Here is a 24,891-nt window from a genome sequence, read left to right as displayed (position 1 = left end):
TTTTCAGTTAGCATAGAGGGATCAGAGTCATAAAGGAGTGGATAATGTCCGCTAAGCCCTCAATATTTAAACGGATCTTTTCCACCTTGTGGAAGGTGGTCAACACCACACGCAAGGTGATCTTAAATCTATTCTTCTTCGGTTTTATTGCCCTCTTGTTCGTGATCCTCGCCGGTGAGGAGAGCCCAACAGTCGAAGAGGGTTCGGCATTAGTGCTGGATCTATCGGGTAACGTGGTAGAACAGAAACGCCAGGTGGACCCCATAGAGGCTGCTATGAAGAGTGGTAAAGGGGGACAGAGCGATGGCGAGATCCTACTTGCCGATCTGCTAAACGCTATCGACAATGCGGCCAGCGACAAACGCATCTCCGCCTTAGTGCTCGACATAGGTCACCTAAGATGGACAGGGATCAGCAAGCTGCAGAGCATAGGCGACGCATTGACCCGCTTTAAGGCCTCAGGCAAGCCGATTATCGCCATGGGTAACTGGTATGGTCAAAACCAGTACTTCCTCGCCAGTTTCGCCGATACCATCTACCTCAACCCTCAAGGTTCGGTAGAGATAGAAGGCCTGAGCCGCTATCGCCAATATTTCAAGTCGGCACTGGACAAACTTAAGATCAAGGCGCACGTCTTCAGGGTGGGCACCTTCAAGTCGGCGGTCGAGCCCTTTATGCGCGACGACATGTCTGAGGCGGCGAAATCGGCCAACCGCGAGTTGCTGCAAGATATTTGGGACAGCTTCGAAGCCACGGTCAGTGAAAACCGCGGCATCAAGCAAGACGACCTGATGCTGAGCGCCGAGCGTTATCTTACCGAGCTGAACAAGGCCAATGGACGCTCATCCGAGATGGCCATCAACCTTGGCTGGGTCGATAAGCTCGCCTCTGCCGAGCAGTTCCGTCTGGACATGGTCGAACGCGTAGGAGAAGCAAAAGAAGGTCACAGCTTTAAACAGATAAGCTTCTATGACTATCAGAGCGTGATCCAGCAGTTCCCACCAGTGTTGATGCACGACGCCGTCGGCATCATAGTCGCCAAGGGCAACATACTCAATGGTCACCAGGCAGCGGGCCAGATCGGCGGCGAGAGCACCTCTGCCCTGCTGCGCAAGGCGAGATTCGATGACAAGGTGAAGGCTGTGGTCCTCAGAGTCGACAGCCCTGGCGGCAGCGCATTTGCCTCCGAGCAGATCCGTCAGGAAGTGTTGGCCCTCAAGGCAGCCAACAAGCCTGTGGTCGTTAGTATGGGCACCTACGCCGCCTCGGGTGGCTACTGGATCTCGGCAAGCGCCGACTATATCTACGCCACACCAACGACGCTGACCGGCTCTATCGGTATCTTCGGCATGATGACCACCTTCGAAGACTCCCTGGCAGAACTTGGGATCCACACAGATGGCGTCTCCACATCAGGCTGGACCGCATTCTCAAGCACTCAGGGGATCAGCGATGAGCTCAAGGAGATCATCCAGCGTCATATCGAGCGCGGCTACCAGGACTTCATCTCGCTCGTTTCAGAGGAGCGCGGCATGAAACCCGAAGAGGTGGATAAGATTGCCCAGGGTCGTGTCTGGTCTGGCAAACGCGCACTTGAGCTTGGCCTGGTCGATGAACTTGGCGATCTTGAACAGGCGGTAACTAAGGCAGCCGAGCTGGCTAAGCTTGAGAAGTTCGATACTAAGTTGATCGAACAGGAGCTGTCGCCACAGGAGCAGTTCATCCAGCAGATGTTTGCCCAGGCTGTTAGCTATATGCCACAGAGTCTGTCTCAGAGCAGCCTAATCGAACAACTGCTTGGTGAGGTGAGCAGCGTAGTCGAAGAGTTTAACGCCTTTGACGATCCAAACGGAATCTACCTCTACTGCGACAGCTGTAACTACTAATCGCTCTGCTGTACTCGTAGCAAAGACGCTATCACAGAAAAGCCCGCCAATGCGGGCTTTTTTATTGGCGCCATCCTAAGTATAATCCCGCCAATCCTGCATCAATAAAGCTATCACTATAATGAAAAAACCCTCCATCTATGTCGCCTACACAGGCGGCACCATAGGCATGCAAAAGACAGATAATGGTTTCGCGCCGGTACCGGGATTTCTCACCGACTGCGTCAAGGCCATGCCCGAGTTTTTTCATCAGGAGATGCCAGACTTTGTCATCAGTGAATATTGTCCGCTGATTGACTCTTCAAACATGGCGCCGACGGATTGGCAGATGATCGCCGACGATATCAAGGCAAACTACGACAAGTATGATGGCTTCGTGATCCTCCATGGCACAGATACCATGGCCTTTACCGCCTCGGCGCTCTCCTTCATGCTGCAGGGGCTCACCAAACCCGTTATCGTTACCGGCTCGCAGATCCCGCTGGCCCAGCTGCGCTCAGACGGCCAGACCAATCTGCTTAACGCCCTCTATATCGCCGCCAACTATCCGGTGGCCGAGGTATGCCTCTTCTTTAACAACAAGCTGTTTCGTGGCAATCGCACCACTAAGGCCCATGCAGATGGCTTCGATGCCTTCGCCTCGCCTAACTTCCCTATTCTGTTAGAGGCAGGCATTAAGATCCGCCTCAAGGCGGGCCGCATCAGCGAGAGCAAGGCCAATACCCTGACGGTCAACAAGATAAGCCCGCAGCCCATAGGCGTGGTCACCCTCTACCCTGGGATCACCACAGAGATCATCGACAACATCTTACAGCAGCCGGTAAAGGCGCTAATTTTACTTACCTACGGTGTCGGCAATGCGCCACAAAACCCTGAGTTACTGGAGTGTCTGCGTAAAGCCAACGAGCGCGGCATCATACTTGTGAATCTAACCCAATGTCTGCAGGGTAAGGTCAACATGGGCGGCTATGCCACGGGCAACGCACTTGCCAAGGCCGGGGTGATCAGCGGTTTTGACATGACCACGGAAGCGGCGCTGACCAAACTGCACTACCTGCTGTCTACCGAGCTTTCACCAAGTGATATTCGCGTGCAGATGCAGCAAGATCTCTGCGGCGAGCTCACCGAAGACTAATTGGTTTAAGACTAACAATGCGAAATAAAAAAGCCCCTGTCATCAGGGGCTTTTCACTCTTAGAGGTCTTGCTCTTTGAAGGCAGCGATACTCTCGCCCTTGAACTGACGTTTCAGCTCGGCCTTTGACAGTTCATTCAATTCACCTTGGTTATTAATGGTGAAATGATCTGTCTGGTTCAACCTGCGAGCCTGGTACAGCATTACCAGCTGCAGTGTCGAGTCTTTCTGCTCATCAGACAGCACTGTGCCATCTTCCCACTTGCCGAGTTCGGCGGCGCTGAGTAATCGCTCGTATACCTCTTGAGGCATATCGTCGATCACCTTATTGATATCACTCATATACTCTTCCGTTTATGTAACACTATGCGGACTCTGGCTATCAGATAGCCGACGAAGCCAAAGACGAAACAGATGCCGGCGATATTGGCTCTGAGCCCTTCCGCCGGCTCGCCGCCCCAAAACCAGATCACAACACCGGCAATAAACAGCGTCATCGCCAGAAAGCTCTGGTTCATCAGCTGATTGGTACGCTTGATATGGCTGATCCGATTAAGTGACTCGTTATCCCCCGACAAGCCCGACGAACAGTGCGGGCAGCTCTTAGCCAAACTCGATATGCGCTTTTGACAACTTGGGCATTCTACTAAGGCCATTGCGGACTCCTATCTTAGCTTATCGACCACGGCCAGCATGGCGAGCAGTGACGCCTCACCCAGGTAGATGCAACGCTCAGGCGACCAACCAGACATAGGATCTGGCATGTTGGCATTATCTTTAAATGGCATCTCCAGGGTGTTAGAGAGACAGCCGAAGGTCTGCGCCACCCAGTTTGACGCAACGGTCAGGTTGGCCTGGCCTGGCTCGTCTTTATCATAACCGAACTCATCTTGGAAATCGGCACTGGCCATCAGCAATGCCTTAACGAAATCGCCCTGCAGATCCGCCATCTTTTGATTGTAACCCGGCACGCCTTCACAGCCTGCGAGGAACACATATGGCAGGCCTTCATCGCCATGCACATCGTAGTAGAGATCGACGCCAGTCTCTTTCATGCGATTGACCACATGATACACCTCTGGGCTCTTCTCCAGCGACGGACTCTGCCATTCGCGGTTTAGGTTAACGCCTTTAGCATTGGTTCTCAGGTGGCCACGTACGCCGCCATCCGGGTTCATGTTAGGTACGATATAGAAGTTGGCCTTATCCAGCAGCGCCTTGGCCGTCGGACAATCGCCATCGAGAAGATTATTTAGCAGGCCTTCCACCAGCCACTCGGCCATGGTTTCACCCGGATGTTGACGTGCGGTGATCCAGATCTTAGCTTTCTCTTCATCTTCATCACCCACCTTAACCAGGGTCATGTCGCGATCGTCTAAGGTTTTACCCAGATGCTCGAGTGAGACGAGTGGATGCACCTGAACGGCGCTAAGCAGATCCTGATGACGCTCGTAGCTATAGGGTGCGAAATAGGCGATTTGGATCATCTCGCAATCCAGCTCGACCTCTATGGTAAGTTTGCCATCTTGATACTGGGTCGGCAGGCGGAACCATTGCTGCCTGTCGTAGGTGGCCGCGGCCTGATAGTCTTCCCAGCCCTTAGTGTAAGAGGCTTGGCCCGCGTTGATGATATTTAGGGTATAGCGCTGGCCTACTTCACCTTGCAGACGAAAATTGAACCACTGGAAAAACTCGCCCCCTTCATCGGGTCTAATGGCCAGTTGCACATTATTGATATCATCTTGGTTGATGACCTCAATATTACCGCCGTCAAAATTGGCACTGATTAGCATATCCATTCCTTCATTGAGTTAAGGCAGACATCTTGGGTCTGCTGATCCCCTAAGGATAAACTAATTCGCCCCGTTTTCGCACCGCTAGCGCCAAATAAAAGCCAGTTTTTTTGCTGTCATTTTGACTAACACAGAAAGCTGTATCCCTGGCCACGGACAGTGTTGATGATGGTTTTCGGCAGGCAGATCTTGGCAAGCTTACGCCGGGTATTACTGATGTGCATATCCAGGTTTCGATCAAACTGTCCCAGATCTTTCTTCAACACACTTTTCTGCAGCTCCTGTTTGGTGATCACCTCTCCTTTGCGATCAAACAGGTATTTAAGTAGCTTAAACTCGGTCTGGGTCAGGGCGACGCGCCGCTCAGCCACCTCTATGCTGAAATCATTTTGGTTAAAATAGATCGCCTTGATTGGCGGCGGCAGAACCTCGGTCAGCTGCGCCTTGGTGATAGCTGCGCGGCGACGCAGGGCATCGATACGCGCCACCAGCTCTCGCACACTTACAGGTTTTGAGAGAAAATCGTCGGCGCCGAGACGAAACCCTTTTACCCGCCGCTCCTCTTCATCGGTAGCCGAGATCAGGATCACCGGCAAGTTGTCGCTACGCGCCTCTAGAAACGCAAAACCATCCACAAGGGGCATCTCGATATCCAAGATAATGAGATCGATCGCCATTTTGCCTAAAATAAGCAGTGCTTCCTGGCCATTACTGGCACAATGCACCTGATACCCGCTGGCGACTAGGCCAAGATAGAGGACTTCGCGCGCAAAGGGATCATCATCAACGAGTAACACTCTTTCCATTTAAGAACCTTAATGATAATAGTTATCATTAAGGTTACATTAACTCGTCGGGCCAATCCAGTCCTTTATACCTCTAAAGGATAAAACTTTGACCAGCATCCCACCCCATTGATACTCGCGACATAAAAAAGGCCCCTTTTGGGGCCCTTAAAGACAAGTTGTCTCTATTTGAGCATCAACTGGCGAATGTATTTCACCGGCGCGCTACCATAGCTTAAGAACTGTTCGTGGAAGCCTTTAAGGTTAAAGTCTTCTCCCTGCTTAGCCTTAAGTTCCTCACGGAAATCATAGATCTCACGATAACCCGCGTAGTAACTGGTGAGTTGCACCTGGCTCAGAGTCGCGCGGCGCCATTTGCCTTCGGCCTCAGCCTGTTGCTGGAAGGCTTCCTGAGTCATCAGCGCAATTGCCTCCTCCTCTGTCATCCCCTTCACCTGAATGCTGTAGTCCAGAATGGTGTTGGCAATGACCCTTAGGTTCCACTTGTAATACATGAGCCACATCTCTGGCTCAAAGTTACCATAACCCTCTTCCAGCATCATACGCTCAGCGTAAACCGCCCAACCTTCAACCATGGCACCGTTACCAAATAGGCTCTTCACCAGGCTTGGCGACTCATTAGAGTATACCAGTTGGGTGTAGTGACCCGGGATCGCCTCGTGAATGTTAAGTACCTGCAAGATCCAATGGTTGTATTCTCTCAGGTAACTCTCTGCAGAAGCGTCGCTCATGCCATCCAGCGGTGTGACGTTGTAGTAGGTATTACCCGTCTTCTCATAGGGGCCAGGTGCGCTAATCGAAGCGCCGGCGAAACCACGCATATATTCTGGGGTTTCACGCACCACTAGCGGCTTGTTAGGATCTAACGTCACCAACTGCTTCTCGTTGACGAACTTGACCAACTCAGGGATCTGGGCACGCACCTCGGTAACAAAGTCTTCGCGTTTCACATGGCGGGCCGACAGCTTGTCGATCAACTGTCGAGTCGCCACCTTAGTGTCGCTGGGCATCTCTGTCTTGAAATACTTGCTCCAAAGCTGCGTGGTGATCTTAGCCATCTCGCCCTGGACTCTTGCCTTATCCGCTAAGGCCTTCTCATAGAGCTGCTTGGCCGACATGCCCGATTGAATATCGAAGGCAAACTTCTGCTCATAGAGCTCTTCACCAATTCTAAAGCTACGGGCGCCCTCTTTAGTCAGCTTGGCTTCCAGGCCAGTCAACCAGTCGATATGTTGATTAATGGCATCGACCGCGAGCTTGAAACGGGTATTGAACAGGGTTTTCTCGTCATCGCTGAGACCCGAGGCGGCAACCTGCTTCAATAAGTCGTCTGAGAAGACGCTGAAGGCGCCGCGGTTTTGCATTATGGCTAATTGGGTATGCTCTAGGGTCGGCTTGTCGATATTTTCTTTCGCCGCGGCGTAGTAGGCAGGAACATTCTCCATGCGAGCCAGGAATGAGCGCAGACGCTCGTCCAGCGGTGCAAAGTCTTCGTTAACCAGCTGAGCGAATCCACCGGCTACGTTGTAGTTCGCAGGGTTCCATTGCCAGGACTTGAAGGTGTCTATCTCCCAGCGGTCTTGCTTCAACAGGTTCTCGATAAGCTTGTAGTCGATAAGCTCACTCGGGGTTAGCTTATTCACATCAAAGCCATTTAACAGCTTAAGCTGGGCGTCGACGAAGGCTAAGCTTTCGATACGGCTTTGGGCATTAGGCACCTTAAGCACACCGTCATATTTGTGATAACCACTATAGAGCGCCCAGGTCGGCGACTGCTGCCACAAAGCATCGATAAATTGATTGGAAAACTCGGCAAAACTCAGTGCCTGTACCTCGGCAATGCTCGCCTTCTGAGTACTTGCAGTTTCGCTAGTGTGTGTCTGACAGCCGGTAAGACTACCTAGCCCCAGGACGATGGCGGCAGCAATGACGCTTTTCTTCATGATTCTTCTTCCCTTCATTCTTATTATTAACGGCTTTCTCTTAACGACTTTCTCTTAACGGCTTTCTAATAACGACTTCTTAGCTTGCAGCTTAAAACATGCCTTTAACGGCCTTACTCGACGTTTTTTGCAGCAGAGATACTCGAACCGATAGATAAGCCAATACATGAGCTTAGCCCAGTTGGCCCATAGTAAATCACGTTGCCAGGAAAATTGCAGCTATCACACCATCTTAGACAAGCTTTGTTACAAAGGTATTTGCCAGGCTTAACCCTCTATCGGCCGAACGTTAAAAGCTGACCTTGCACCAGAGTTAAACGCTTAGCTCATCAACACAAGGTATAAGGTAAGCTGCTTTTGACACAGAGTTGACGGGCACTACACTGAATTTAGAGCCTCAAGAGGTAGTCATGCTTAATATCATCAAGTCCAAAGCCCAATTTAGCGCGCGCACAAACGCTAAGAATAGCGCCCAATTAAAAAGCAGGAAAAGTGACCCTTCTAGGCAACTTTCTTCGCATAATTTAGCCATGAAAATATTTTGCGCTAGTCTATTAATTTTAGGTTCTCCACTCTTCATGGCCGCTAATGTTACAGCAACAGAGGATCAAAATAGTTCATCACAAAAAGAAGAGCCTAAGCTTGTAACTCCTAAGCTAGTCACAATAGCAACGCAGGAATGGGCGCCCTATCATAGCCAGGAGAGAGACGCACAGGGCGTCGCCCATCAAGGCGGTTTTGGACTAACCGCGCTCGATTGTGTAATGACAAAAATCGATCAAGCCTACAGGGTGATCTTCCTTCCCTGGGGCCGGGCACAAAACAGCGTCAAACAGGGAAAATATGATGGCTTCTTCTCAGCCTCGCGCAACGAATGGCGCGATCAATTTGCCGTGCAGAGTAATACCTTCATTCAGCAGGAGTGGAACTTCTATTACCACAACGAGTACCGGATCCCGACCAGTGTGGCTAGCCTGAAATCCAATACCCTGTTTGGCGCGCGCATCCATTCCAATAGCGCCCACTGGTTAGCCAAGAATAAGTTCAAAAAGGTGAAGATCTTTCCCACCATTAACGAGCTGGTCAAATTGCTGGATGCCAGGCGCATTGACGGTGTGATGGAGAATGCGCTGCTGTTCGAGGAGCAGGTACGTCAGTCGCACCTCTCAATGGACGCCTTCGTCAAACGCCCAAACATGCGTATCGATCTTGGGGTCTACTTTGGTAAAACCTTCTTGGAGAAGCATCCTGGCTTTCTCGCCAGGTTCAACCGTCATACGGAGGAGTGTCGTTTCGACTACCAATGAGTTTCGACTATCAATGAACTTCGACTGGTGGTGAGGTATCGAGGTGCTAATGTGCTACTGGCTTTAACCTGAACTCAGCCCAGATGGGATTGTGATCCGATGCCTGGCTGGTAAAAGACTCGGCCGCAACTAGATTCAGGCCACGATAATAGAGATGATCCAGCGGCAAGCCGAACACTCGCTGACGCTTGTCTTCTTCGTATACCGCCTCCTTCAGCCTGAGCTGGTGGGCGAGCTGCTCGATATAGGCCATACGCTGACCCCGCCAGGTATTAAAATCGCCGCCTAAGATCACTGGCCCCTGATGCAGATTAATCTTCTGTACTATCTGCTGCCACTGGGCGCGATAGCTCTTAAGCTGCCAGTCGAAGTTGATGCCGTGCAGATTGACCACCAGTAGGGTCTGCCCATTGGACAGGGAGTAACGCGAGATGAGGGTCGATTTGGCAAAACGGATCCAGGGCTCGACCGCATGATAGGCACAGGCATCGCGCGCCTGCTCTGTGGCGAGGTTCATTACCCCTACGGGAGATTTCAGCAGCGAGAACGCCTTAGCCATCACCAGATGCAGGCTAGAGCCATTAAGATACTGATTAAAGCCTGCGTTTAACTTAGCTTCCTGCAACAACATGATCTCGCTACGTTCGGCGATCTTACTGAGAGCCTGCTGCCAGCCACGCTTTTGCTGCTTATAGATGTTCCACACACCGACTCTGAGTAGCCCATCATTATCCAGCGCCTGACTAGTGTGCGCGGCAACACATTGGGAGACAAAAACCGGTTCAACCTCACTCATCATCACCTCTGGCTCGCCGTTAAGATAGGTCACCACTGCCACATAAGCAGCCGCACTTAGGAGTAATAATAGTAATGATTTTATCCCCCAGCGCAGTAAACGCGGCGAATTGGATCGGTTTTGGCTCACAGAGTTACTCTACTGTCGAAGTGGCTGTCGTTAAATCTAGATGATAAAAATAGTGCTTTAGCACCAGCAGCTTAGCCTATATGATAGCGATCAGGCTATATTTAGATTCAACGCCATTATCGAATCATACTCGAGCGAGTGCAATTCAGGCTCAAGCAGACATTATGGAAAATGTACATCAAATCCTCGCCATTGCCGGCGTATTCATCTATTGGTTGTTTCTTGGCGCCATCGCGCTGCGCTTGGTGATTAAACGCCGCACCATAGGGGTCTCCTTCTCCTGGATACTGGTGATCTATTTCCTCCCCCTCGTCGGTATCATCGCCTACATTCTCTTTGGCGAGTCGCACTTGGGGCAAACCCGAGCGAGTCGCTCCAAGGCGATGTTCAAACCCTACGGCCAGTGGTTTGCGGCCCTGTATCAGCATCCGCTGCACACGCCAGAGCGCCAGAGTGACCACGCCAGAGCCATCAGTCAGCTGTGTGATACTCAGCTCGGTATCCCCTCGCTCAGCGGCAACCAGCTCTGCTTGCAGCATACGCCATCAAGCATACTCAATTCCATCATCCAGGATATCGACGCGGCCAAGGAGAGCATAGTGATGGAGTTCTACATCTGGCATCCTGGCGGGTTGGCCGATGATGTCGCCAGGGCCGTGATAAAAGCTTCAAAACGTGGTGTCATAGTAAAACTCTTGCTGGACGCCGCCGGGAGCCGCACCTTCTTTAATTCCCCTTGGCCAACACAGCTACGCAAGGCAGGCATCGAGATATCTCAGGCCCTCAGCGTTAGTCCCTTGAGGATGTTCTTCAGGCGCCTAGATCTTCGCCTGCACCGTAAGATAGTGGTTATCGATAATCATATCGCCTACACAGGCTCGATGAACCTTGTAGATCCTAAGTACTTTAAGCAGGGAGAAGGCGTAGGCCAGTGGATCGACGTCATGGTGCGCATGGTGGGGCCGGCCGTACCGCTAGTCAATACGGTCGCAGCCTGGGATTGGGAGGTGGAAACCAGCGAGCGTTATTTGCCCGAGCCACCGGGCAATCCCGAAAAACCATATGAACTATCACACGAGATATCATATGAGCTATCATGTGAGCCATCAGGTGAAGTGAGGCGTGAGGCGGATTCCCTGGTACAGGTGATCCCCTCTGGGCCGGGTATGCCCGAAGAGGTGATCCACCAGGTGTTGCTACAGAGTCTCTACCAGGCTTGCCGTAAGATAGTGATCACCACCCCCTACTTTGTGCCCAGCGAGAACCTACTGGATGCCCTAGTGACTGCGGCGGCGCGAGGCGTCGATGTCAACATCATCATTCCCCAGAAGAATGACTCGACTATGGTCAAATGGGCCAGCCGCTCCTTCTTTGCCGAGCTGCTCAAGGCCGGGGTGAAGATCCATAGATTCAGGGGCGGCCTGCTGCATACCAAGTCTGTGTTAATCGATGATGAGCACAGCCTCATTGGCACGGTTAACATGGATATGCGCAGCCTTTGGCTCAACTTCGAACTAACCCTTGCAGTAGATGACAAGGTATTTGCCGAGGAGTTAAGAGTGCTACAGCAGGGCTATATCGACAATGCCGAGCAGCTTGAGTACAAGCGTTGGCAGAGTAGACCACTATATCAGCGGGTGATTGAACACCTCTTCTATCTCTTCAGTCCTTTACTTTAATTGGCTCACGGCTACAGCATGAAAACCTTGATTGGCATTCATAGCTAACATTTACAAAGCTCAAACTTAGCTTAGATACAAAAAGACCCGCCAGCTGGCAGGTCTTTTTATTGATTCTTTGGGCTTAGTCCAAAACTAGAACTTAGCCTAAGCCTAATCAGAGATCTTAGCTCTGCTTCTTCACGAACTTAGATTTCAGCATCATCTGGCCGTGACCATCAACCTTACAGTCGATATCGTGGTCGGCGTCGACGAAACGGTTGATCACCGCCTTGGTGCCCACTTTCAGGGTCAGTGAAGTGCCCTTCACCTTAAGATCTTTAATCAGGGTAACCTTGTCACCCTCTTCTAACAGGTTGCCTACCGCATCTTTCAGGATGATGGCATCGGGATCGACCGCCACTTCGTTAGGGTTCCATTCATGAGCACATTCTGGACAGATCAACAATGAGCCATCTTCATAGGCATAAGGTGACTCACATTTTGGGCATGGTGGAATTGTATCGCTCATAACTCTTTCTCTTTCATTAAAAAGGTAAGGATCGATCTAAGTATCCGGCCTGTCATTTAGAATGACTTTGTGGCTTTCTTCTAAAACCGCTCACAATGATAATAGTATTATAATAAAATTATCATACTCAAGCCAGCTAAGATTCTAGACGCCGCACTTGGCTACACTATGACCTTTAGATTTAGCCTTAAGATTTGACCTTAAACTTTAACCTTAGGATTCTTGGTCGGCTCGGCCTGCCCATAGCTCACCCCATGTTGTTCTAAGTAACCGCGGATCAGCTGTCTGACGACCTGTGAGGGCGTCAAATCCTGAGAGGCGCACAACTGTTCGAATGCCTGTTTCTTACTGGGGTCGAGTAACACGGTAAAGCGTGCCGTCTTATTTTCCATTGCCAACTCCTCGCACTAAAAATATTATCATTTGATTATAATCATTAAGAAGCCGCCTGCCTATAGCCTCCCTAAGCGTTGAGAAAGAGTAACCAAGCTATGAAGTTAGCCTTGTGTACCATGTTAGCTAGTTGGCTAAGGGTCTCGTCGGATGCCACGCCAATTTTCACGTTGGCTATAGCGGTGTGGAGGATAGACAGTTTTTATCAGAAATATGTTCTGGAGAGTGACAACTGGCGCCCTAAGCTAGTCATAAATAGGACAGGAATAAATATGACAGGCGCCGAATGACAGGCATAAAAAAAGACGCCCTTAGGCGTCTTTCTTATTGAATGTGGCGGTGAGTGAGAGATTCGAACTCTCGATACGTTGCCGTATACACACTTTCCAGGCGTGCTCCTTCAGCCACTCGGACAACTCACCGAAGCGTTGTGCAATGTCCAATAGGAATCGCATCAACGGAGCGGTACTTTACGCAAATCGCTAAACAGGGTCAAGTTAAAAAACTTTCCACTCAGGCATTTGCGTAATAGATCGCCAATTCGCTGCATATCCGCCCTATTTGAACTTACTCACCAGTTCAGACATGGCACTCACATCGTTAAGCAGTGACTCGTTGAGCTGGCTGAGACGATCGGACACCTCATGGGTATTACGATAGATGTCGCTGATCTTCATCGCGTTTTGGTTCACCTCTTCGGACACCGCCGATTGCTCATGGGTTGCCGCCGCGATCTGCTCGTTCATGCTGTCGATAACGCTCACCTCGCTAACGATGCGAATAAGCTCCTCACCGGCGCGCTTGGACTCTACCACGCTGATCTCCGCCTTGTTGCGACCGCTTTCCATCGCCTTCACGGCGATCTTGGCGCCACGTTCCAGTCGTTCTGTCATGCTGCGAATATCTTCGGTGGAGGTCTGTGCCCGTTGCGCCAAACTGCGCACCTCATCGGCGACCACGGCGAAGCCACGGCCCATCTCGCCGGCGCGGGCTGCTTCGATGGCTGCATTAAGCGCCAACAGGTTGGTTTGCTCTGCGATCCCGCTGATCACCCCAAGCACATCAACTATGCCTTTAATGTCTTCATCCAGGTTATTGATGGCCTGCGCCGCATCGGCGATCTCCTGAGCCAACTCATTTATGGAATCCGCGGTTCGTTCCACCTCCAGGCTCCCCTCCTTCGCCTCCTTGTTGGCCTGGGCCGAGGCTTCAGAGGCCTGCACCGCATTTTGGGCGATCTCTTGTACCGTGGCGCTCATCTCTGTCATCGCAGAGGCAACCTGATCCACCTCGCTGTGACCCAAGGCCACATCTTCACGCATGATGCGGGCACAACCTTCCATCTCTTGAGACGCGGTGAGCAGACCCTGGGTATTGGTCCTCACCATGCCGATCACCTTCTCGAAATCGGCCATCATGTGGTTGAATGCAGAGCCAAGTTGCCCTATCTCATCCTTACCCTTAAGGTCGACCCGCACGCTGAGATCGTAATGTTTCTGCGACTCTGTCACCTTGTGATAGAGGTGCCTGAGAGAGGCATGCAGGTAACGTCCGATAAACAGAGATAGTAAGATCACCACAAGCCCTGACACCAACATCAAGACGATGACACTCACCATCAGCGACTTGGCATTGGCAAGCGCGCTGCGAGTATCGGTTAACAGATGATGTGACAGTTGACGCTCGAACTGACGCAGGGCGTCAATTCGGGCGGTGGATTTGGCAAACCAGTCGGTAGAGCTCTGACCGCTCAGGGCGCCAGCATCCTGGCTCATCGCCTTGTCACGCAGGGCGTTTACCGCCATAAAGGTGGGCGATGATACGACCTGCTGATAATCGGCGTTTACCTTATCGGTCGCCAAGGCTAAGAAGCGCTCCTGATAGGTGTTCTGCTCTGAGACCAAATTGACAAACTTGAGGAACATGCCGGGTTTAAAGGCGCTGTTACCAAAGGTGGAGCTCAGCACGGCGCGCTCGATACCGGCGCGCTCCTTCATCTGCAGATAGGCGGCAAAACTGGCCGACTCCACCGCGATCTGACGGCTAGCCCCCTGCTGACTGGTCTGATCTACAATCTCCAGCAGCAGGCCATTAAGCTTGGTGTAATAGGCCACCTCTTCCGGCACAGAGATGCTTAAGCTGTCGACCCTGCTGCGGATATCGCCGAGCTGATTAATCATCTGATTGACCTGACTCATCTGCTGGGCAAACGCCTTGGGCAGCTCATGACTTGCCGTAAAGGCCTTGAAGTTATTAAGCTGCTCGTCACTCAACTGACGTTGCGTTGGCAGTTTATCGCCAAAACTCTTGCCTTTTGAGCCGAGAAAGCCGGCGCTCATGCCTCGCTCTTTTTGCAGCTCATGCACAAAATCACTGTTCACCACAGCCAGCTCGGAAAGCGTCTCTACCTGGCTCAGTCCCTGATGCAGCTGATATTGGCCATAGACCACGAACAGACCGAAGAAAGTTGCCCCCAGAATGGGCGGCACTATCACCAGCAAAAGCTTATTTTTTATATTGAGATCACTGATCCATTGCATATTCATCTTGCGTTATCCCTAACCATCGCGGGTTGATAGAGTGGCGTTTCGTCACTTCATAGACAAGGCGCACTTAAGCCTTGCCCATTACCGTATTAACACTAGCATAAAAATCTGACGTTAAAGTAAAACTCGCCTAAAAACATGCACTAAAGGCATCAATAAAATGACACTATTCACTTTTTAACATGCCTTAAGCAGCCTCACAATGCCCATAAAGTCTAGTATAGCCGCGGCACCGTCGGTCGATAGGCAACAAAAAAGCGCCCTAAAGGCGCTTTTAACGTTAGCAAAGTGTGCTGGCAGAAGCTGTTTAACGCCTAGGCGTTACCTTTAACCTGCATGTTCAGCGTCTTGGCAAAATCTAGCATACGATCGAGCGGCAACAGTGCACGCTCTCTAAGCGACTCATCGACGAAGATCTCGTGTTGCTCCGAACCATCGTTAATCAATGCCGCCTCGATTGCCTTAAGGCCGTTCATCGCCATCCAAGGACAGTGGGCACAGCTACGACAGGTCGCGCCGTTACCGCCGGTGGGCGCCTCGATCAGGGTCTTGTTCGGCGCCGCCTGTTGCATCTTGTAGAAGATCCCCTTATCGGTAGCCACAATAAAGATGTCGTTCTCCAGGCTCTGCGCCGCCTTGATCAGCTGACTGGTGGAGCCAACGGCATCGGCCATCTCAACCACGCTCGCCGGTGATTCGGGGTGCACCAACACAGCCGCATTAGGATACTGCTCTTTTAACTGACGCAGCGCCTTGGCCTTGAACTCATCGTGCACGATACACTCGCCCTGCCACATCAGCATGTCGGCGCCAGTCTGCTTGGCGATATAGCTTCCCAGGTGACGGTCAGGTCCCCAGATGATCTTCTTACCTTGGCTATCGAGATGCTCGACGATCTCAAGGGCGATACTCGAGGTCACTACCCAGTCGGCCCGCGCCTTAACGGCGGCCGAGGTGTTGGCATATACCACGACGGTATGGTCTGGATGGGCATCACAGAAGGCGCTAAAGGTGTCGATAGGACAGCCTACGTCCAGTGAGCAGGTGGCATCCAAGGTTGGCATAAGCACAGTCTTTTCCGGGCTTAAGATCTTAGAAGTCTCGCCCATAAACTTAACCCCGGCCACGATCAGCGTCTTGGCTGGATGGTCACGACCGAAGCGGGCCATCTCTAGAGAGTCCGACACACAGCCGCCGGTCTCTTCCGCCAGCGCCTGGATCTCAGGGTCGGTATAGTAGTGGGCTACCAAGACAGCCTCTTTCTCCTTCAACAGCTGCTTGATGCGCGCCTTGTAGGCATGCTTCTCGCTATCGCTTAGGGGAATGGGCTTTGCTGGAAACGGATACTGAATATTTTCGATGCTTGGTGCTACTTGACTCATGCTCAAACCAAAGAGTGGGACTAATTAGCGGCATTATACTTAATCTAACGCCAAAGATTAACTCTGGAGAAAAAAAAGAGCGCCAAATTGCGCTCTTATTAGTGAACTGCTACATGCGATTAGTGCATCGCCAGTAACATCTCCTGTGGTGACTCAAGATACTGCTTCCACAGGTTGCAGAAGCGCGCTATGGTGCCGCCGTCTATCACACGGTGATCGCCAGACCAGCTGATCTGCATGATCTTACGGGCCTCGACCTCACCCTTATCGTTGAAGCGTGGCAGTGTCTGCAACTTACCCAGGGCAACGATGGCCACCTCAGGCTTGTTGATAATAGGCGTTGCCACAGTCCCCCCCAAGGCGCCGATATTTGAGATGGAGATGCTGCCGCCCTTAAGGTCTGCCGGGCTGACACGACCGCTGCGGGCATCCTTGGTCAGGCGGGTAATTTCGGCCGCGACCTCAAGAATCGACTTTTGCTGCACATCCTTCACGTTTGGCACCAATAGACCCACCTTAGAGTCTACCGCCATGCCTATGTTGTGTGACGCCAGGAAGGTCTGCTCGGTGCAATCGTCGTTCACACGGCTGTTGATGCCAGGGAACTGAGTCAGGGCAAGCGACATCGCCTTCATGAAGAAAGGCATCATGGTCAGCTTGAGATCGTCGCTCGAGTAGCGCGCCTTCATCGATTCGCGAAGCGCAACCAGCTCGGTCAGATCCAGCTCTTCACAATAGGTGAAGTGCGGGATGGTAGAGACAGACTCTGTCATCATTTTGGCCATGACCGCCTTGACGCCGCGGATCGGCTCGACGCGATCGCCTGCTGAAACCGCTATAGGCGCAGCTGTTGGCTCGCTTTGGGCCTGTGCTTTCGCCGCCTTAGCCTTCACGGCTTCGCCGCTACGGAAGCGCTCGACATCTTCCTTATAGACTCGGCCATGTTTACCAGAACCCGGCACCAGGCTGAGATCGATATCATAGCTGCGCGCCAGACGACGCACGGCCGGGCTTGCCAGCGCCTTACCATTACCGGCTGGGGCGTGCAGTTCAACCTCTTCATGGTCAACCGCAGCTGGGGCAGTATCTGCTACCGGCGCGGCAACGATCCCCTCTTCGCTCTCTACCTCGATAGAGAAAAGCGGGGTGTGCACCTGTGCCAGCTGACCCTTACGGTAATGGAGTTTAACCACCTTACCGCTCTTGATGGCCGGGATCTGCACCAGTGCCTTGTCGGTCATCACATCGGCGATAGGTTGGTCTTCCACCACCATGTCACCTTCGGCCACCAACCACTCCACCAACTCGCACTCGACAATCCCTTCACCGATATCCGGTAACAGGAACTCTTCGACACGTTTGCCGCCAACAACTGGCTGTGAATCAGATTGAACGACAGCTTCTTCAGCTGCTGATTCTGTGGTCGCATCGCCGTCTAACTCACCATCGATTTCCACTGAATAGAGCGGCTCGTGAACGATAGCTATGTCACCTTTCTTATAGTGAAGTTTTTTGATGACACCACCATGAACCGCCGGGATCTGCACCAGCGCCTTATCTGTCATCACGTCGGCAATGGGCTGATCTTCGGTGACGATATCGCCTTCGGCAACCAACCACTCGACCAGCTCACACTCCACCACGCCCTCGCCAATATCGGGCAAAATAAAATCTTTAATCATGCCTGGGGCTCCTAGTATTTCATCGATGCTTTGATCGCTTCAAAGGTCTTGAGCGCATCAGGCATATATTCTTTCTCATGGATCAGCGGATATGGGGTATCCAGACCACATACGCGGCTAATTGGCGATTCCAGATAGAGGAAACACTCCTGCTGGATAGTCGCGGCGATCTCGCCGGCAAAGCCACCGGTCAGCGGCGCTTCATGGTTGATCACCAAGCGTCCGGTCTTCTTCACCGAGGCCGCAACGGTATCGACATCCCAAGGCGCGAGTGTGCGCAGGTCGATAACCTCACAAGAGATCCCCTTCTTGGCCGCCATCTTAGCCGCCTCTTCGACGATCTCCATCTGAGCGCCCCAGGCCAACACGGTAATGTCTGTACCTTCCTGAACCACTTCGGCCTTGCCTAGTTCAATCTCATAGGCTTCATCCGGCACCTCGCCCACGCTGGCGCGGTAGAGACGCTTAGGCTCGAAGAAGACCACAGGGTTCTTGTCACGAATCGAGGCAAGCAGCAGGCCCTTAGCCTGATAGGCGTTACGGGGCACGACCACCTTTAAGCCCGGTGTCTGAGTGAAATACGCTTCTGGCGATTGCGAGTGGTAGTGACCACCGGCGATGCCGCCACCATAAGGGGTACGGTAGGTGATACCACCCACATTAAACTCGTTACCGCTACGGTATCTGAACTTGGCAGACTCGTTTACTATCTGATCGAACGCCGGGAAGATATAGTCGGCAAACTGGATCTCGGCAATGGCCGTCATGCCATTAGATGCCAGACCGTTGGCAAAACCAGCGATACCCTGCTCTGTCAGCGGGGTGTTAAAACAACGATCGCGACCAAACTTATCCTGCAGGCCAGAGGTGGCGCGGAACACGCCGCCAAAATGGCCAACGTCTTCACCGAAGATCACCGCCTTGTCGTCGGTTTCCATCGCAATGGTCAAGGCATCGTTGATGGCTTGTAACATATTAATCTTTGCCACGATTTAATCTCTCCCTGCGCTGCGTGGATAGGAATCAGGATATTTCTTGATGTGCTGCTTAAGCTCGGTCAGCTGCTGCTTGAGTCTGGGCGTCGGCTCGTCGAGGACATCTTCGATGATCTCGTCAATCTTAGGTGCGGGTAGCTTCTCGGCAACCTTCACTGCGGCCAGCACCTCTTCACGGTACTTCTCATACAGGGCCGCATCGTCGCTCTCGGCGAGCCAGCCTTTGTTGATCAACCACAGTTTGAAGCGCTTAACCGGATCATGCTGCTGCCACTTGGCCTCTTCATCCTTAGAACGGTAACCAGATGGGTCGTCCGAAGAGGAGTGAGCGCCAAGACGATAGGTCATGGCTTCGATCAGCACAGGCTTGTTGTGCTCCAACGCATAGGCTCTTGCCTGCTGGGTCGCGGCCATTACTGCCAGCATGTCGTTACCGTCCACGCGAATGGTATGCATGCCATAGCCCACACCACGACTGGCGATACCGTTACCGGCAAATTGCTCGTTGGTCGGGGTCGAGATGGCGTAACCATTGTTACGACAGAAGAAGATAACTGGAGAGTTCAGCACTGCAGCCATGTTTAGACCGGCGTGGAAATCACCCTCTGAGGCGGCGCCTTCACCGAAGTAGCAGATGGCAACGTTACGTTTGCCCTGCATCTTGAGGCTATAGCCAACACCCGTCGCCTGTGGGATCTGAGTAGCCAACGGCGATGAGATGGTCTGGTAATTGAGCGCCTCACAGCCGTAGTGGATCGGCATCTGACGGCCCTTACCCAGATCTTTCTCGTTACTGAACATCTGGTTCATAAACTGCTCAGTGGTGAAGCCACGATAGCGAATCGCCGCGTGTTCACGGTACTGGGCTAAAATAACATCGTCTTGATCCAGGGCGGCAACACTGCCGACCACGGCGGCTTCTTCACCGGTACAGGTCATGTAGAAGCTGATCCGTCCCTGACGCTGAGCGGCTAACATGCGCTCATCGAGTACTCGTGTGAACACACAAGTATCATAAATTTTGGCAGCCAAATCCTGATCGATCACGGGTAACACAGCATTTTCAAAGGTGGTACCGTCGGCTTGAAGGATCTTCAGGATCGGGATCGATAATGAATCCTTATCGAGAAAACTGACACGATGGACAGTCTCTGTATTGCTCGTTGCGTTGCTCATACTATTCTCTTATCAGCTGAGTATTCTTGTTATCTGACTGCGAACAGCCTAAGTTGTTCACTATTCTCTATTATGACGCGGCCTTAAAGTTACGTTAACGTAAACTACCTAGCAAGCTATCACAGGGCGCGGCTAACAACTAGCTACCCTCACCCATGTATCGCTAGCTTTACAAGCCGGAGCCTAAACCACGCGATAATCTTTGGCAGGCACTAAACACAGCACAGTGCGCTGGCCAACCGGCACATTGGCGTTGGGAAACACGATGGACTCAGATTCGGCCTCGACCTTAATCTCAGTCCCGCCATCCTTAGCCAATATATAACCTCTTGGAAACGCCGTAAAATTCTCTACGTCGTCGGCAAAGGTAAAGCTAAAGTCGTCAAACTGCTTATTGATTGAGCGATGAACCTGATACAGATTCACCTGGCTCGGGTCAAACTCACCGAGCTCGAGGTCCCGGCCGCTTACCAGACGGGTCAACATCTCTTTCACCGCGATAAAGCGCGTCATATCGTTCTGCCCCATGGGCATTACCTTGCCAAGCTCTATGGTAAAGGCATGGGCCTGATAGCCATGGGCAGAGAAGTAACTAAAGGTGGTGGTAGGTTCGTGGTGAAACAGCACTGTGTTGATGCCGCAGGCGGCCAGGAACATGATCTGCTCGCCGCTGTAAGGTGCGCCGTGTGGATAAGGATAGATGGCAAACTTCTCATGCTTAGAGGCGCGTATTGCCGTGTGCAGGTCGTAGTGATAACGACTGCCGTCTTTTGGCGCCGCGTTGAAGAAGCGATCCACATACTGCTCTAGCTTCTTAGCGCGTACCCGCTCGGCATTGCTCTCGCCTTTGGCGTGGGCGCCGCTGAAGAGACGATTGAGGTTCTCTTCAACGAAACGGGTACCGTTTAGGATAGCTGGAGGGTTACCGATCAGAAACAGCAGGCGATGACGGGCAATCAGCGTCTCAGACAGCAGCGCAGTAATAAGCTGATCACACAGCTCGATTGGCGCCGTCTCGTTACCATGAACCGCCGACGAGAGCACTATGCTCTTAAGGGCTTCTTCCTTTCCATCTTGCTCGCTCTCTTGATTAGCTTCATACGTAACGAGCGGCTCAAATTGGATGACGCCGGTATCCCATACCGACACCTGTGTGTGTTGCCCTAGGGTAAATTCAAACGCCTCGAGGCCGACAGGATTGTCTAGTGTCAATTGCAAAAAGTCTTTCGACAACATCAGGGTGTCTCGCACTGCAAACTCCTTACTGCATCACTACCACAGCGCCCACCTTGTAGGCCTGAAAGATAGCGACTCCTTGGATTTATTAGCATTATTATCAGTTGGCCAGCATAGTAACACTTAAGCGAGTCGACGACCACGCGGGCCAGTCGATCGCCGCATATTTTCCCTGTTGCATTCGTTAATCAGATAATACAGAATAAAGCCGTCTAGCCATCTAAACGTATAAAATTAACTGGACTAGACGATTCGTTAGATAATTTAGACACTAGATAATTGGTTATCTAGATGAACAAAAGATAGATAAGCGTTAATCGAGAAGAGGTCAACCATGGCATTAGCAACATTTGGCGCAGGCTGTTTCTGGGGCGTAGAGTATTTTTTCAAGCAGATAGACGGCGTTACCTCTGCCACCTGTGGCTATATGGGCGGTGATGACAAGGCGACCACCTATAAAGAGGTTAAGACTGGCACAACCGGGCACGCCGAGGTGGTACAGGTCGAGTTTGACGAGACCAAGGTGAGCTTCGACGATCTGCTTGCCGTGTTCTGGAGTAACCATAATCCCACCATGCTCAATATGCAGGGCGGCGATATCGGCAGCCAGTATCGCAGCGCCATCTTCTTCCACGACAAGACCCAGAAGGAACAGGCCGAAGCTTCAAAGTTGGCCCTCGCCCGCAGCGGTAAATGGGGGCTTAGACCTATAGTGACTGAGATAGTCCCAGTGCTCACCTTCCATAAGGCGGAGGAGTATCATCAGAACTATCTAGAAAAGAACAACTTGCCTAGCTGTCACCTCACCTACTAGCGCTTGGTTATTCCAAGCAGCTCGATGCAAGTTACGCCCACAAAAAAAGCCAGTGAATCACTGGCTTTATTATTTTGTCTAAGTATTAAGCTGCTATGGAGTAAGCGACTAAGGTTTATCTAAGAGCCTGTTAGGCTAACGAACTAGGCCTACTTCGATTAGGCCAAGAGCCGCTCTATCATCTGCTGGGCCTGCTCCAGCACCTGCTCGAGATGCGCCTCGCTGACAAAACTTTCGCCATAGAGCTTAAACAACGCCTCTGTGCCTGATGGGCGCGCGGCGAACCAGGCTTTTTCGGTCACTACCTTGATGCCACCGATAGCCGCGCCATTGCCCGGGGCATGAGTCAGCACCTCGAGGATGGCATCTCCAGCCATGGCTTCACAGCCAAGATCGCTGACATTCAGGGGCTCGCTCACCAACTGATTAAACTTAGCCTTACGCTTAGGGTTAACCGGCGAGTCGATACGCTTGTAGAAGCTCTCTCCGTGACGCTCGACCATCTCGGCGTAAAGCTTAGCAGGCGTCTTACCCGTTACCGCCAGAATCTCTGCCGCCAGCAGCGCAAGGATGAAACCATCTTTATCGGTACACCAACTGCCGCCGTCACGACGTAAGAAGGCGGCGCCGGCACTCTCTTCACCTCCGAAGGCGAAGCTGGCATCGGCCAGGCCCTCGACGAACCATTTAAAGCCAACCGGCACCTCACAGAGGCTGCGCGACTGCTCACGGCACACCTTGTCTATCATTGCGCTGGAGACCAGGGTCTTACCTATCTTAAGATCGGCCGACCACTGCGGGCGATGGGACAAGAGGTACTCGATAGCCACCGCCAGATAATGGTTAGGATTCATCAGACCGCTGCCCGGGCACACAATACCGTGCCTATCGTAATCGGGATCGTTACCGAAACAGATATCGAAGGCATCCTGGTGGACCAGCAGACCCGCCATGGCATAGGGCGATGAGCAGTCCATACGGATCTTGCCATCCTTATCCAGGGGCATAAAACCAAAGGCGGGATCGATGCGATCGTTCACCAGGGTAATATCCAGCCCATAGCGCTCTGCAATCTTGGCCCAATAGTGAATTCCTGAGCCGCCGAGGGGATCGACACCGATACGAATGCCAGCCTGCTTGATGGCCTGCATGTCGATCACCTGCTCGAGATCTTCGACATAAGCCGCCATCAGGTCGCGCTCTTGAATAAGACTGGTGGTGACCGCTACTGAATAGGTCAGGCGCTTCACCCCTTCTAGCTGCTTGGCCAGATACTCGTTGGCGCGCTGCTCGACCCAGGCCGTGATGCCGCCTTCGGCCGGACCACCATGGGGGGGATTATATTTGATGCCACCATCTTGAGGCGGATTGTGAGATGGCGTGATGATAAGGCCATCGGTAAGCCCATAGTTAAGCCCATAGGTAAGCCCAGCCCCCTGCACTCTGTTGGCCGCTATGATGGCATGGGACACCACAGGGGTCGGGGTATACTCATCGTTCTTGGCGACAATCACCTGCACGCCATTGGCGGTCAGTACCTCGAGAGCGGTGACATAAGCCGCCTGAGACAGTGCATGGGTGTCGATACCGACGATCATCGGCCCCTTGATACCCGCCTCGATGCGGTGATCCACCACAGCCTGAACAATCGCCAGGATATGTTTTTCGTTGAAACTCTTATTAAAGGCACAGCCTCTGTGGCCCGAGGTGCCGAACGTGACCTTCTGCGCATCATTGGTCACATCCGGTGAGAGCCGATAGTAGTGGCTCATCAGTTTAGGAATATTAACCAAGTCCCTTTGTTGTGCCGGTTTACCGGCTCGCTCGTGTAGCGCCAAAATGTACTCCTAAGTGTCGGGTAGATTGAGCCTCAGTATCTCACTTAAATATGACCGATAATGGATTCAATCTGTTTTTCTTGCACGCCGAACTGACCTAATACTTCGCTTAGGATGGTGCGCTTCTTCGCCGTGTTGTTATTGGTGGTGACCCAGAAGCCACTGTTGCCAATCTCTTTCGGGTTGGCCGACTTACTGGCCTTGAGTAGCGATTCTTTAGAGGTCGCAAAGTAGAGACGATCGCGCCCCTGGATCTGCAGCACCTGGTCAAACTGATTAGGCGTCGCTTTATAGATAGCCTCTAAGGTAAACAGGAAACGGCCAACGGCGCCTTTTTGCTGGGCCAGTGCCCCCTTGTCGATCAAGGTCTCGGGGTCGATACTCGCCGCCTGATGCGTTTGCGCCACCTCTTTATCCAGGCCTGGCTGGCTGATCTGCTTAGGCTGCTCCATGGCAACCGTCTCTACGTCTAGGCCGAGTAATCGTCGCAGGATCTCTGAAGCACTCTCTCCTATGCGCTCTGTCTTGCTGGCAATATGGCGATATAGCTCTTCATCAATCTCAATATATTTCATGACTAGAATCTTCCTTAGACGGTAAAGGTAATTAGGTTATTGTTATCGCGAACGCGATCCGCAGCAACTGATGCCAGATCCGTTCAAGTGTATGCTATCTTTCCCACAGGAATAAAGAGCGATCGCATTAAAAATCCACAACTTGGTTACAAGATCAATAAATTACGCCTCAAGTGCGCAAAAACCCGTCAGAGAATGGCGCGATCGCGCTTAATGCTGTCTTTTGCAGCGATTAACAGGCACAATTTGGGCAATTATTTTCACGCTTAA

Annotated in this window: 21 protein-coding genes and 1 tRNA gene; 5 read left to right on the top strand and 17 right to left on the bottom strand. The window is 52.1% G+C overall.

Features of this window, described 5'->3' with window-relative positions:
- The first annotated feature begins 44 nt into the window (after positions 1-44).
- Together sppA and ansA are read left to right on the top strand one after the other, a co-directional pair.
- Entirely contained in the window at positions 45-1,886 is a 1,842-nt protein-coding gene (gene sppA / locus SHEW_RS10050; RefSeq protein WP_011865739.1) for a signal peptide peptidase SppA, read from the top strand.
- Between the two features lie 121 nt (positions 1,887-2,007).
- Entirely contained in the window at positions 2,008-3,021 is a 1,014-nt protein-coding gene (ansA, locus tag SHEW_RS10045) for an asparaginase (RefSeq protein ID WP_011865738.1), read from the top strand.
- 59 nt (positions 3,022-3,080) lie between these two features.
- Here the strand turns inward: ansA and SHEW_RS10040 are convergent, their stop codons facing one another.
- The 5 genes from SHEW_RS10040 to SHEW_RS10020 all read right to left on the bottom strand — a co-directional run bounded on the left by SHEW_RS10040 (position 3,081) and on the right by SHEW_RS10020 (position 7,562).
- Positions 3,081-3,362 (bottom strand): YeaC family protein, encoded by a 282-nt coding sequence (locus SHEW_RS10040; RefSeq protein ID WP_011865737.1) that lies wholly within the window; start codon positions 3,360-3,362, stop codon positions 3,081-3,083.
- On the bottom strand, positions 3,359-3,676 hold the full coding sequence (locus SHEW_RS10035; RefSeq protein WP_011865736.1) for a hypothetical protein: 318 nt from the start codon (positions 3,674-3,676) through the stop codon (positions 3,359-3,361). Before SHEW_RS10035 ends, SHEW_RS10040 begins: the two co-directional genes overlap by 4 nt.
- Before the next feature lie 9 nt (positions 3,677-3,685).
- Positions 3,686-4,813: a M14 family metallopeptidase gene (locus SHEW_RS10030; RefSeq protein ID WP_011865735.1), complete on the bottom strand. Its 1,128-nt coding sequence runs from the start codon at positions 4,811-4,813 to the stop codon at positions 3,686-3,688.
- 125 nt (positions 4,814-4,938) lie between these two features.
- Positions 4,939-5,619: a response regulator transcription factor gene (locus tag SHEW_RS10025; RefSeq protein ID WP_011865734.1), complete on the bottom strand. Its 681-nt coding sequence runs from the start codon at positions 5,617-5,619 to the stop codon at positions 4,939-4,941.
- A 164-nt stretch (positions 5,620-5,783) separates the two neighbouring features.
- Positions 5,784-7,562 (bottom strand): DUF885 domain-containing protein, encoded by a 1,779-nt coding sequence (locus SHEW_RS10020; RefSeq protein WP_011865733.1) that lies wholly within the window; start codon positions 7,560-7,562, stop codon positions 5,784-5,786.
- Positions 7,563-8,326: 764 nt separating this feature from the next.
- Here SHEW_RS10020 and SHEW_RS20840 point away from each other — a divergent pair.
- On the top strand, positions 8,327-8,869 hold the full coding sequence (locus tag SHEW_RS20840) for a substrate-binding periplasmic protein (RefSeq protein WP_041406627.1): 543 nt from the start codon (positions 8,327-8,329) through the stop codon (positions 8,867-8,869).
- Between the two features lie 46 nt (positions 8,870-8,915).
- On the opposite strand, the gene SHEW_RS10010 is transcribed toward SHEW_RS20840, so the two are convergent.
- Positions 8,916-9,794 (bottom strand): endonuclease/exonuclease/phosphatase family protein, encoded by an 879-nt coding sequence (locus tag SHEW_RS10010; protein WP_011865731.1) that lies wholly within the window; start codon positions 9,792-9,794, stop codon positions 8,916-8,918.
- Between the two features lie 164 nt (positions 9,795-9,958).
- Here SHEW_RS10010 and cls point away from each other — a divergent pair, with 164 nt between their 5' ends.
- Positions 9,959-11,473: a cardiolipin synthase gene (gene cls / locus SHEW_RS10005; protein ID WP_041406626.1), complete on the top strand. Its 1,515-nt coding sequence runs from the start codon at positions 9,959-9,961 to the stop codon at positions 11,471-11,473.
- 166 nt (positions 11,474-11,639) lie between these two features.
- Here cls and SHEW_RS10000 read toward each other — a convergent pair whose 3' ends face one another.
- From SHEW_RS10000 to astE, 9 genes are all read right to left on the bottom strand, one after another.
- On the bottom strand, positions 11,640-11,984 hold the full coding sequence (locus tag SHEW_RS10000) for a zinc ribbon domain-containing protein YjdM (protein ID WP_011865729.1): 345 nt from the start codon (positions 11,982-11,984) through the stop codon (positions 11,640-11,642).
- 200 nt (positions 11,985-12,184) lie between these two features.
- Complete coding sequence (locus tag SHEW_RS09995; RefSeq protein ID WP_033540539.1) at positions 12,185-12,376, bottom strand: ribbon-helix-helix protein; 192 nt, start codon at positions 12,374-12,376, stop codon at positions 12,185-12,187.
- Between the two features lie 335 nt (positions 12,377-12,711).
- A tRNA-Ser gene (locus SHEW_RS09985) sits at positions 12,712-12,799 on the bottom strand.
- A 135-nt stretch (positions 12,800-12,934) separates the two neighbouring features.
- Entirely contained in the window at positions 12,935-14,923 is a 1,989-nt protein-coding gene (locus tag SHEW_RS09980) for a methyl-accepting chemotaxis protein (protein ID WP_011865727.1), read from the bottom strand.
- Positions 14,924-15,237: 314 nt separating this feature from the next.
- Positions 15,238-16,305 (bottom strand): quinolinate synthase NadA, encoded by a 1,068-nt coding sequence (gene nadA, locus SHEW_RS09975; protein WP_011865726.1) that lies wholly within the window; start codon positions 16,303-16,305, stop codon positions 15,238-15,240.
- 119 nt (positions 16,306-16,424) lie between these two features.
- Positions 16,425-17,987 carry a dihydrolipoyllysine-residue acetyltransferase gene (locus SHEW_RS09970; RefSeq protein ID WP_011865725.1) on the bottom strand — a complete coding sequence of 521 codons (1,563 nt, stop codon included), beginning with the start codon at positions 17,985-17,987 and terminating at the stop codon, positions 16,425-16,427.
- An 11-nt stretch (positions 17,988-17,998) separates the two neighbouring features.
- On the bottom strand, positions 17,999-18,976 hold the full coding sequence (locus SHEW_RS09965; RefSeq protein ID WP_011865724.1) for an alpha-ketoacid dehydrogenase subunit beta: 978 nt from the start codon (positions 18,974-18,976) through the stop codon (positions 17,999-18,001).
- Positions 18,977-18,979: 3 nt separating this feature from the next.
- Positions 18,980-20,158, bottom strand: a complete 1,179-nt coding sequence (locus SHEW_RS09960) for a thiamine pyrophosphate-dependent dehydrogenase E1 component subunit alpha (protein WP_011865723.1) — start codon at positions 20,156-20,158, stop codon at positions 18,980-18,982.
- A 183-nt stretch (positions 20,159-20,341) separates the two neighbouring features.
- On the bottom strand, positions 20,342-21,409 hold the full coding sequence (astE, locus tag SHEW_RS09955) for a succinylglutamate desuccinylase (protein WP_011865722.1): 1,068 nt from the start codon (positions 21,407-21,409) through the stop codon (positions 20,342-20,344).
- A gap of 319 nt (positions 21,410-21,728) precedes the next feature.
- On the opposite strand from astE, the gene msrA reads away from it, so the two are divergent.
- Positions 21,729-22,208 (top strand): peptide-methionine (S)-S-oxide reductase MsrA, encoded by a 480-nt coding sequence (gene msrA / locus SHEW_RS09950; protein ID WP_011865721.1) that lies wholly within the window; start codon positions 21,729-21,731, stop codon positions 22,206-22,208.
- A gap of 158 nt (positions 22,209-22,366) precedes the next feature.
- On the opposite strand, the gene pgm is transcribed toward msrA, so the two are convergent.
- On the bottom strand, positions 22,367-24,046 hold the full coding sequence (gene pgm, locus SHEW_RS09945) for a phosphoglucomutase (alpha-D-glucose-1,6-bisphosphate-dependent) (protein ID WP_011865720.1): 1,680 nt from the start codon (positions 24,044-24,046) through the stop codon (positions 22,367-22,369).
- A gap of 44 nt (positions 24,047-24,090) precedes the next feature.
- Positions 24,091-24,621, bottom strand: coding sequence for a replication initiation negative regulator SeqA (gene seqA, locus SHEW_RS09940; protein ID WP_011865719.1), 531 nt, complete (start codon positions 24,619-24,621; stop codon positions 24,091-24,093).
- Between the last annotated feature and the right edge of the window lie 270 nt (positions 24,622-24,891).

Origin of the sequence: Shewanella loihica PV-4 (genome assembly GCF_000016065.1) — a bacterium.
GTDB classification, from domain to species: domain Bacteria; phylum Pseudomonadota; class Gammaproteobacteria; order Enterobacterales; family Shewanellaceae; genus Shewanella; species Shewanella loihica.
This window is presented reverse-complemented; position numbering and strand designations above follow the sequence as displayed.